The organism is Nostoc sp., assembly GCF_036917375.1.
In the GTDB taxonomy this organism is placed as follows: domain Bacteria; phylum Cyanobacteriota; class Cyanobacteriia; order Cyanobacteriales; family Nostocaceae; genus Nostoc.
This window is the reverse complement of sequence record NZ_JBALDN010000044.1, coordinates 57,663-66,417: the sequence shown is the minus strand read 5'-3', so window position 1 is coordinate 66,417 and position 8,755 is coordinate 57,663. Positions and strand designations below refer to the sequence as shown.

The following is an 8,755-nucleotide window of genomic DNA, read 5'->3' as shown; positions in this document are numbered from 1 at the left end:
TACTTTCTCAAACCCCAGTTTGCTTTCTCATTTTGGTGTTTTCCGCAAGCAAAAGCAGCTTTTACTTTCTCAAACCCCAGTTTGCTTTCTCATTTAAGTAGTTCGCGCAATCTGCTGTAATGATTTCTGTGTAGCAAAAAGCATTGCAGATTTGCCGGAATTCTCTCAGGCTGATCTATACGTAAATTTTTTAAGGTAAAGAATATTAACCGTACTGTATTACAAGGTGTAGATCGTGGCTCGCAGAAAAAGAACTTCCGTAGTATTAGAAAAAGCAGTCCGCCGTGCAGCTGGCATAAATTCTATCGATCCGAGTTTAGATTTAGGCAATGGACTTACCTTACCTGCCTTCTCAACCCTGATCGAAACGATGCGAACTAAAGAAAATGCATATAACAGTGCGCTTTCTAGCTTGGATAAATTGTATCGGGAAATGCTGGAAACAGAAGACGAGTTGGGAGATATGACAGAACACATGCTAATGGCAGTTGGAACTCGATATGGCAAAAGCAGTGTAGAGTACGGTATGGCGGGAGGAGTTCCTAAAAAACAGCGTCGTAAGAGACTAAGAGGCGAGTCGCTAACTCCCAGTAATGAGCAACCTTCATTCGTTGCTAGTGTGGAGGGTAAGAATGGAAAGAAACCAGCAGCGACAACATAGGATGCGCGTTATTACTCAAAATTCAGAATTAGGTTTGGGGAAAAGGTTAAAGGGGAAGGGGAAAAGGTTTTTTCTTTCCCTTTTCTCCTTCCCCAAAACCTGACAAGTATTGGGTTCTGTATTGTCCCCTTTCCCTTTAACCTTTTCCCTTTTCCCCTCTTGCAAAAGTGCTTTTTGCAAGAGGTCTAATTTTATAAAGACTTTATCCGTTCTACGCCACCCCATATTTCAAAGAACCGTTTAGTTTCAGTTTCTATTTCTGAAATTGTTCTTGGCTGTCCATTTCCAGAACCAGGAAAAACAATATAAACAATATCCTTGGGAATTCCTCGCCTGACTCTTGATTGTACTAATGGATCGTTTCCAACAGCCTGAGACAAAGCTATTGAACCCTCTCCAATCTGGTTTTTAGGCCCAACATCAGCATAAATTGCAAAAGCGAGTTTTTCATTATTAGTGTTGTAAACAACTGCAAAATCTCCTAACTTAACGCCTGTAGCCTTTCTAAAATAATCATTTCCTGGAAGAACAATATACGGAATCTTTGTTGAATCAACATAGCGACGTGGATCTTGTTTAACAAATCCAGAGTCGATTAATGCAGTTGTAGAAATATAGTATCCAGGATATGGATCGGTACTACTTTGAACAAATGGATTGCCGTTTTTATCTACAGCTAGTGCCCACCAGTTATCTGAATACCCAGCATTTGCCAAAAAATCAATCCCTTTATCTGCGGGATGATAAGCATTAGGCGCACCATCAGCATTAATGCTCATACCTGCTTCATAGAAAAATGCAGATTCTCCATTTGCCTGGAGAATAGGAATTTCACCAATTTTAAGAACAGTCTCGATCGAAAATTTGGTGACTGGACTCAGGAATTTTTGAGATACAAAACCTTCTAAAGTTTTTCCTTCAATAATAGTTGCAACCTTCCACCACTTTTCATTATCCGAATTTTTTATTTTAGATACAATATATCCTTTTGGAAGAGATGCTAATTGATTAGCTTCATCAACAATCGGTGCTGAACGTATATTCAAACTATCTGAGTTTACTTGAAATTGCTGCATAAATTACTCCAAATTTAAAAGTTGAACTCATGAAAACACATTAAAAAAACCAAATTTTGTGCTGATGCTATTGCTAATATCTAGAACATCTCAAACTCTGATTTTTTTGTGTCGCGCCAGCAGCGACAATTAGGAGTCAGTCAGTTGGGTGGGCAATACCTGATTTTCCCTGCTCTTAAAGGCGAATACAGGAGAAGGAACTCCCGCAACGCACCCCAAATCTAAATGTCAGTTACTAAATCACTGGATTTAGATCCCCGACTGCTTGCAGACACCCAAAGGATAGAAGTTGCGGATCTGGGCAGCAATTTTTGCTTTAGAAAGTACCATTCCACCCTAAAGCCGCCTTTGACTGGACAAAAAAATTTCAACAAATGTGAGTATGCGAACATCTTGGGAACTATAGAAGCAAATCAAATCAGCACAACTTTCAGCTTCCAGCAATGAAGACTCCCTATCTCAGCAAAGCTAAGGCGTTCCCATTACAGATTGTTCTTATTGTTCCCTTCCTTATCCAAATTTTTGCAGCAGTCAGCTTAGTAGGTTATTTGTCTTTTAAAAATGGGCAAAGAGCAGTTAACGACCTAGCCGAACAGTTGATAGATCGCACCAGCGATGTCGTGGATGAACACCTGAAGTCTTATCTTTCCATTCCGCAAACCCTTAATCAGATCAACGCAGATGCTATTCGCAAGGGACTATTGGATGTGGGCGATCGCAAAACCCTGGGTAAGTATTTTTGGGATCAAATACAGGCTTATGACCTGACTTATATTGGTATCGGACTAACGACGCGTGAAGGGGTAGGAGCCGGTCGTTATGATGACAAGACAATTACCATTGATGATTGGACTGCCAAGCGTCTCAATAATATTTCCACTTATGCTACCGATCAGCAAGGTAATCGAACTCAAATCAATGCTCGGTGGAATTGGAATAATCTTACTGAATCTTGGTATAATCAACCCGTTGCCGCAGGTAAACCTATTTGGGCAAAGATTGTAACTGGAAATCTTCCTACAGGCCCCTACATTGCCGCTTGTGCCAGTCGTCCTATCTATGATTCCCAAAATCGCTTGCTGGGAATGGTTGGCTCTGATATTCACCTGCTAAAACTGAGCGATTTTTTACGCAATTTGAATATTAGCCAGTCTGGGAAAGTCTTCCTTTTAGAACGGGATGGCACATTAATTGCTAGTTCTGGTACAGAAAAGCCTTTTGTTCTCGTTAATCAAGATATCCGGCGATTGAATGCGATCGATAGTTCTGATCCAATAATCCAGAACGTTGCCAGACATTTCCAAACCTCTGGGTTTGGGTCTATCACCCAAGACACAGATTTTCAACTTGAGATGGAAGGAAAACGGCATTTTGTGCATGTTTTACCTTGGCGTGACAAATATGGCTTGGATTGGCTGATGGTAGTGAGTGTGCCAGAAAAGGCATTCATGTCACAAATTAATGCCAACACACGTATTACGATCGCACTTTGTTTTGCTGCATTAGTCGTTGCCTCTGCGATCGGTGTGTTTACCTCTCATTGGATTGTCCGCCCGATTTTGCGCTTGAATTGGGCAAGTGAAGCAATGGCATCTGGTAATTTCAATCAGACATTAGAAACTAGCCCCATTCAAGAACTTAATACCCTATCTAACTCTTTCAACCAGATGGCAGGGCAATTACACGAATCCTTTACTGCTTTAGAGAAAAGCAAAGAAGAACTAGAAGAACGGGTAGAAGAACGCACTACTGAACTTAAAAATGCATTAGGAGAATTGCAGCGTACTCAATCTCAAGTTATTCAAAGTGAAAAAATGTCTAGTTTGGGACAACTAGTTGCTGGAATTGCACACGAAATTAATAATCCAGTTAACTTTATTCATGGCAACCTCGCCCACGTGCAGGAATATACTCAGGATTTATTAGCACTGATGCAGTTGTATCAGCAATATAATCCCTACCCTGCTGCTGAAATTCAAACCGTTGCTGAAGACATCGATCTAGAGTTCTTACAAGAAGACTTGCCAAAAATGTTGTCTTCGATGAGAGTAGGCACCGATCGCATTCGCCAAATTGTACTGTCGCTAAGGAATTTCTCTCGCATTGATGAAGCGGAATTTAAACGTGTCGATATTCATGAAGGCATCGACAGTACTTTGATGATTTTGCAGCACCGCCTCAAAGCTAAACCAGAACAACCTGAAATTGAGGTGATTAAAGACTACGACGATATACCCCCAGTAGAATGCTATGCCGGACAACTCAATCAGGTATTTATGAATATTTTAGTAAATGCGATTGATGCTTTAGAAGAAAATAATACTAAGCTTACCTATGAGGAAATTAAGGAAAATCCCAGTCAAATTAAGATTCGCACATCGGTAGTTAATTCAACGTGGTTGGAAGTGGCGATCGCTGATAACGGAGTTGGTATTTCTCAAGAATTTCAGCAACGAATATTCGATCCCTTTTTCACCACCAAACCCATTGGCAAAGGAACCGGAATGGGTATGTCTATCAGCTATCAAATCGTCACAGAAAAACATAACGGTAAACTGGAGTGTTTCTCAACTCCTGGAAAAGGAACCGAGTTTATCATTCAGATTCCTCTGCGGCTCAGGAATGGTTAAACTATCAATTATGGCTGAGGCTGGGGGGAACAGGAAAATGTAGAGAGTTTTGAATTATACAGCAGATTTCAAGTTGAGGAGGGGTGTACTTCATTAACTTGTAAAGTGCTGTAAGTAACAATACCTTTGCTAATTTACGAAGCTTAAGCAATGATTTGCTGTTTAAGGGGAATCACTCTGCACGATCGTAACAGTGCCATTGGTGCGATCGCAATTTTTGATAATACACCAATCACTCTTGTCACTTCGCTGCTATAGATATTGTTCGGTCAAAGGATATCGGAAAATATGTCTATTATGAAGTTTTTTTGTTGGTCAGAGAATATATAATAAAGTTTTTTTGCTGGTCAGAGAATATACAAGTTTTCGGCGCTAACAGATTATACAGTTGAACAGATAGTTAAAATCGGCAGTCCTATTTATTAAAAAATCTATGCAGATACATCAGGTGATTGAAACCTACGATCGGGGATCGGTGAATTATGACGCAATTATGAAGCGTTACTGGCACATCGAGCGCGAACCCTTAATTGCTTCCTTGCAGCTAAAACCAGGACAAACCGTATTGGATGCTGCGGTAGGAACTGGTCTTAATCTTCCAGCCTATCCTGAAGATGTACGTGTCGTCGGTGTCGATCTCTCTGAGAAGATGATAGATGAAGCACGTAAAAAGCCGATATCCGCAGACATCACCTTTAAGGTATCGGATCTCTGCAATCTTGATTTTCCTGATAATACTTTTGATGCAGCAGCATCAGGATTTACCCTATGTGTCGTTAGCGATCCAGTCTGCGCCCTTGCAGAGATCCTGCGAGTTACTAAGCCTGGTGCCTTAATTGCCATTCTCGATTACTGCAAATCACAAGATCCAGAGATTCAGAAATGGCAAGAATTAATATCTGATAGTGCTTCACAGCTAGGCTTCCCGACTGGCAAGATCAAGTGGGATGCGTTGATGGATTATGACAAATTGATTTACAATAGCAAGCTCCCCATTGAAGTGCTTGCAGACGATCGCACAGACAGTCCAAACCCGTTTTTATGTGGTTGTCAATTCCTGCTTAAAAACTCAAAAGCCTAAAGGCAACAGTATCGCACTCTTGTCCAATGAGTGCGATATTTACGACAAGCCGGATTACAAATGATTTTGAAACAGTTCTAGAACATGTTGCCAAGCATCAGGAGCCGCTTCAGGATTATAACTTGGGTGCTCGGCTAAAAATGGGTATCGATCTTTGAAGAATCCAGCGAAAAATCCGTGTCCGGCATCGTATCGAAATACACGATGATTTATGTGATGTTTCTTTAATTCTGCCTCAATTTGCTCGTTTTCTTCCTGGGAAACTAATGCATCTCTTGTGCCAAAAAATGCATAAATAATACCTTTAATTTGTGAAGTGCGATTAATGGTTGGAGTCTCTTCACCATAACTAGCAGTGGTAATTCCGCCACCATAAAACGAAGCTGTAGCTTTGATATCCGGTAAAGTTGCAGCCATATAAGCAACATGACCGCCAAAACAGAAACCAATCACACCGATCGCATCATCTTTGACATTGGGCAAAGTTTTGAGATAAGTAATGGTAGCTTGAATATCGCTGAAAATCTCTTGATATTTTACTTGTTGATAGTATTCCAAGCCCAGCCGATAGGCTTCTGGGCTATAGCCAATATCTTTTGGACTAAAGTCAGCCTCAAAACCGGGAGCAATACGTTGATACATCGCCGGGGCGATCGCGACATAACCTTGTTTAGCAATTAGTTCGGTGATATCTCGAATATTACTATTGATTCCAAAAATTTCTGGAAAAACGATAACCGCGCCAAAGGTTTTATTTTGTGCTGGTTGAGCTAAATAAGCATCGATTTCTAAGCCATTGTTAGGTACTTTGACATAAGAAGTGTGAATTTCGATGTTTGTTGTTTCTACCATCTGTGTTTCGGCTGCTTTTATACTAACTCATTTATTTTGACTGTTTTTTGATACCAATGGGTGATGTCTACAACGAGCAAAAACACTAAAAGTATTGCTCTACTCAATAGATATGATATTTTCAGAAATTAAATATGTGTTATCCAGAACCTTTGTTGGGGCGTAGTCCTGCTATCTATATCCATGCAAATCAGATGAATTTCTAACTTTTGAATAGATGTCATCTCAAACTTCTGGGAGATTCCAAGGGTTTTTGATTTGTGCGACCTTACATAAAGTAAGCATAAAGACTCAAAATTAATAACCAGAAGAAAAAACAATGCCAGATCAAAGTTTTAGAACAGATATTCCAGAAGTTGACCCAACAGAGATTGAAGATACTCGAACTGCGATCGCTGATGAACATCACTCCTTTCTTGAAAAGGTCATGGTTAAAAGCGGATTTGCAGATTTGTATGACGCAAGAGACTTTACTGAAGTTGTGTATCGCGTTATGCGTGACTTGATGACCGCGGACACAATCGATCGAGTCGAGTCAGAACTGCATACAGAAGCTATACCTACAGATGAAAAAGCACTCCAGTTTGAAGTGGCTGAACTCTGGAAAGACACCAATCCCATTGTGAGATTTTTAAGTAAAATCCGTCAACCTTTAAAAGGCCCGGCTCCCATTGGAATTGATTCCAAGCTATTTCTAACGCGAGTTGCTAATGAAGGAGGGATTCCAGGAACAGTTGATGCAGAACAGGCAGTTAAAGCAGTATTTTCTGCCACCAAAGACGAACTTTCCGAAGAGCGGATTCAGGAAATTGCTGGTGCGCTGCCTGATTATGTACGTCAGCTTTGGGAGCAAGCTTAAATTAGAAGTATAAAAAAGTTAAGCCTGTTTGCGATCGTTACTCGCAAACAGGCTTTTTAATTAGGTTTAGCCTACAGCAAACTCTGTATACTGCCGTACATGAGGTGCATGATATGCGATCACAATATCTTGCTTAGGTACTCCCTCACACACGAGTTGATCTGCGATCGCATCCTCCGTTCCATCATGCTGCACCCAAATCTTCCCATCCTTGATATCTATATGCAGCACACAGCCATAAATCCTGGTACTACTATCCTTCCATCCCACATGCACAAGCTGATAGTGGTCTTTTGTAGTATCAAAAATGGTTTGACTTTCTATCGGATCGCTCTGAGAACGCAACTTTCCTCGCGCCGTCAATAATTTCTGAATTAGTTCACGATACAAATTTAGCTTATCCATTCTGCAATCTCCTGTTTTTCTGTGTCGTACACCAAAAGGGGAATTTTGTTACGGACAATAACCGTTTGAATAAATGGATATCTGAAAAATCGCTTATAAACGTCGAGCGGAACTGCTAAATACAACCACCGCTCTGGATCATCATCTTCCAAAGCAATGCGGTAGTTAATAAATTGTCCAATTGCAGTATGAAACTCAGAAATTGTTGAGGGTGCTAAAAATGTTTTGATTTCAACTGCAATCTTTTCCTCATCCTTTGTCGCTGCTAGCAACAGTTCTGCACCTAAATCGATGTAAAAATCAACAAACCCCAAATCAATATGGTACGGATCGTGAGTAATTATCCACCCTTCCTTCTCAAGAGCAGTTCTAACCAGTTCATGAAACCTATCTCTTGCAGACATTGTAGACAGCTAACCAGAAAGATAAAGTCTGTTGTAGAAAAAAGAATATATACACCCCAGGATTATATTACCTCACAAGTAAATCTGTGACAAAATAATATTGTTGTTTTATAGCCAGTGCGATCGCTTACGACCTATGATTTCTACCATCTCGCGCCGCTACAGCTTGGATGAATATCGCGCGATCGAAGAAAAAGCCGAAGGACGCAGCGAATATCGAGATGGAGAAATTGTACCCATGCCTAGAGGAACGCTCAAACATAGCTGTATCAGTGGCAATATTTTTGCCTTTCTGAAGTTTTTGCTCCGCGATACTCAATTCAGAGCCAATTAACAGCGATTTACGGCTGTGGATTCCTGAACATCGACGCGGAGTATATTTTAGATGTAATGGTTTTTGACGGCGAACCGCAACTAAATGGCGATGTCTACGACAAGCCGCAGGAGCGTCTACGTTTAGATGAAGTCTTAAATCCGACGCTAATTGTTGAAGTCTTATCTCCTTGCACCGCAGATTACGATCAACAAAATAAATTTCGGATGTATCGCTCAATTAAGAGTTTTAGCGAATATTTATTAGTAGAACAGAATGAACCTTTTGTAGAACGCTATAGTAAACAAGCTCAAGGTTGGTTGCTCAGTGATTTTAGCGGTTTAGAGCTATCTATTTCTTTAGATTCAGTTAGTATTGAATTGCCGATGTCGGAAATCTATCGTGGTCTTGTTTTTGAGTAAAGTGAATCAATCTAACAACTCACATACTAACTTCGTAATTCGTTCGGTGCAG

At 40.5% G+C, this 8,755-nt stretch carries 8 protein-coding genes and 1 pseudogene; 5 read left to right on the top strand and 4 right to left on the bottom strand.

The genetic code is table 11. The features are described from left to right. Nucleotides 1-235: 235 nt before the first annotated feature. Nucleotides 236-661: a hypothetical protein gene (locus tag V7K45_RS11915; protein ID WP_335003568.1), complete on the top strand. Its 426-nt coding sequence runs from the start codon at nt 236-238 to the stop codon at nt 659-661. Nucleotides 662-852: 191 nt separating this feature from the next. On the opposite strand, the gene V7K45_RS11910 is transcribed toward V7K45_RS11915, so the two are convergent. Continuing rightward, the gene (locus tag V7K45_RS11910) at nt 853-1,737 is read right to left on the bottom strand and encodes a glycoside hydrolase family 75 protein (protein ID WP_335003566.1); all 885 of its coding nucleotides are present in this window, start codon (nt 1,735-1,737) and stop codon (nt 853-855) included. 443 nt (nt 1,738-2,180) lie between these two features. Between V7K45_RS11910 and V7K45_RS11905 the strand changes: the two genes are divergently transcribed. After that, complete coding sequence (locus V7K45_RS11905) at nt 2,181-4,367, top strand: ATP-binding protein (protein ID WP_335003564.1); 2,187 nt, start codon at nt 2,181-2,183, stop codon at nt 4,365-4,367. 433 nt (nt 4,368-4,800) lie between these two features. Beyond that, nucleotides 4,801-5,448 (top strand): class I SAM-dependent methyltransferase, encoded by a 648-nt coding sequence (locus V7K45_RS11900; RefSeq protein ID WP_335003562.1) that lies wholly within the window; start codon nt 4,801-4,803, stop codon nt 5,446-5,448. 54 nt (nt 5,449-5,502) lie between these two features. Here the strand turns inward: V7K45_RS11900 and V7K45_RS11895 are convergent, their stop codons facing one another. Beyond that, a complete protein-coding gene (locus V7K45_RS11895) occupies nt 5,503-6,300 on the bottom strand; it encodes a dienelactone hydrolase family protein (RefSeq protein ID WP_335003560.1) in 798 nt (265 codons plus the stop codon). A 319-nt stretch (nt 6,301-6,619) separates the two neighbouring features. On the opposite strand from V7K45_RS11895, the gene V7K45_RS11890 reads away from it, so the two are divergent. Continuing rightward, on the top strand, nt 6,620-7,159 hold the full coding sequence (locus tag V7K45_RS11890) for a DUF2267 domain-containing protein (RefSeq protein WP_335003558.1): 540 nt from the start codon (nt 6,620-6,622) through the stop codon (nt 7,157-7,159). A gap of 66 nt (nt 7,160-7,225) precedes the next feature. On the opposite strand, the gene V7K45_RS11885 is transcribed toward V7K45_RS11890, so the two are convergent. Together V7K45_RS11885 and V7K45_RS11880 are read right to left on the bottom strand one after the other, a co-directional pair. Then, nucleotides 7,226-7,564 (bottom strand): XisI protein, encoded by a 339-nt coding sequence (locus tag V7K45_RS11885; protein WP_335003556.1) that lies wholly within the window; start codon nt 7,562-7,564, stop codon nt 7,226-7,228. Then, the gene (locus tag V7K45_RS11880; RefSeq protein WP_335003554.1) at nt 7,552-7,968 is read right to left on the bottom strand and encodes a XisH family protein; all 417 of its coding nucleotides are present in this window, start codon (nt 7,966-7,968) and stop codon (nt 7,552-7,554) included. Before V7K45_RS11880 ends, V7K45_RS11885 begins: the two co-directional genes overlap by 13 nt. Before the next feature lie 136 nt (nt 7,969-8,104). Between V7K45_RS11880 and V7K45_RS11875 the strand changes: the two are divergent. Next, a pseudogene (locus tag V7K45_RS11875) lies at nt 8,105-8,703 on the top strand (Uma2 family endonuclease). Nucleotides 8,704-8,755 lie beyond the last annotated feature (52 nt).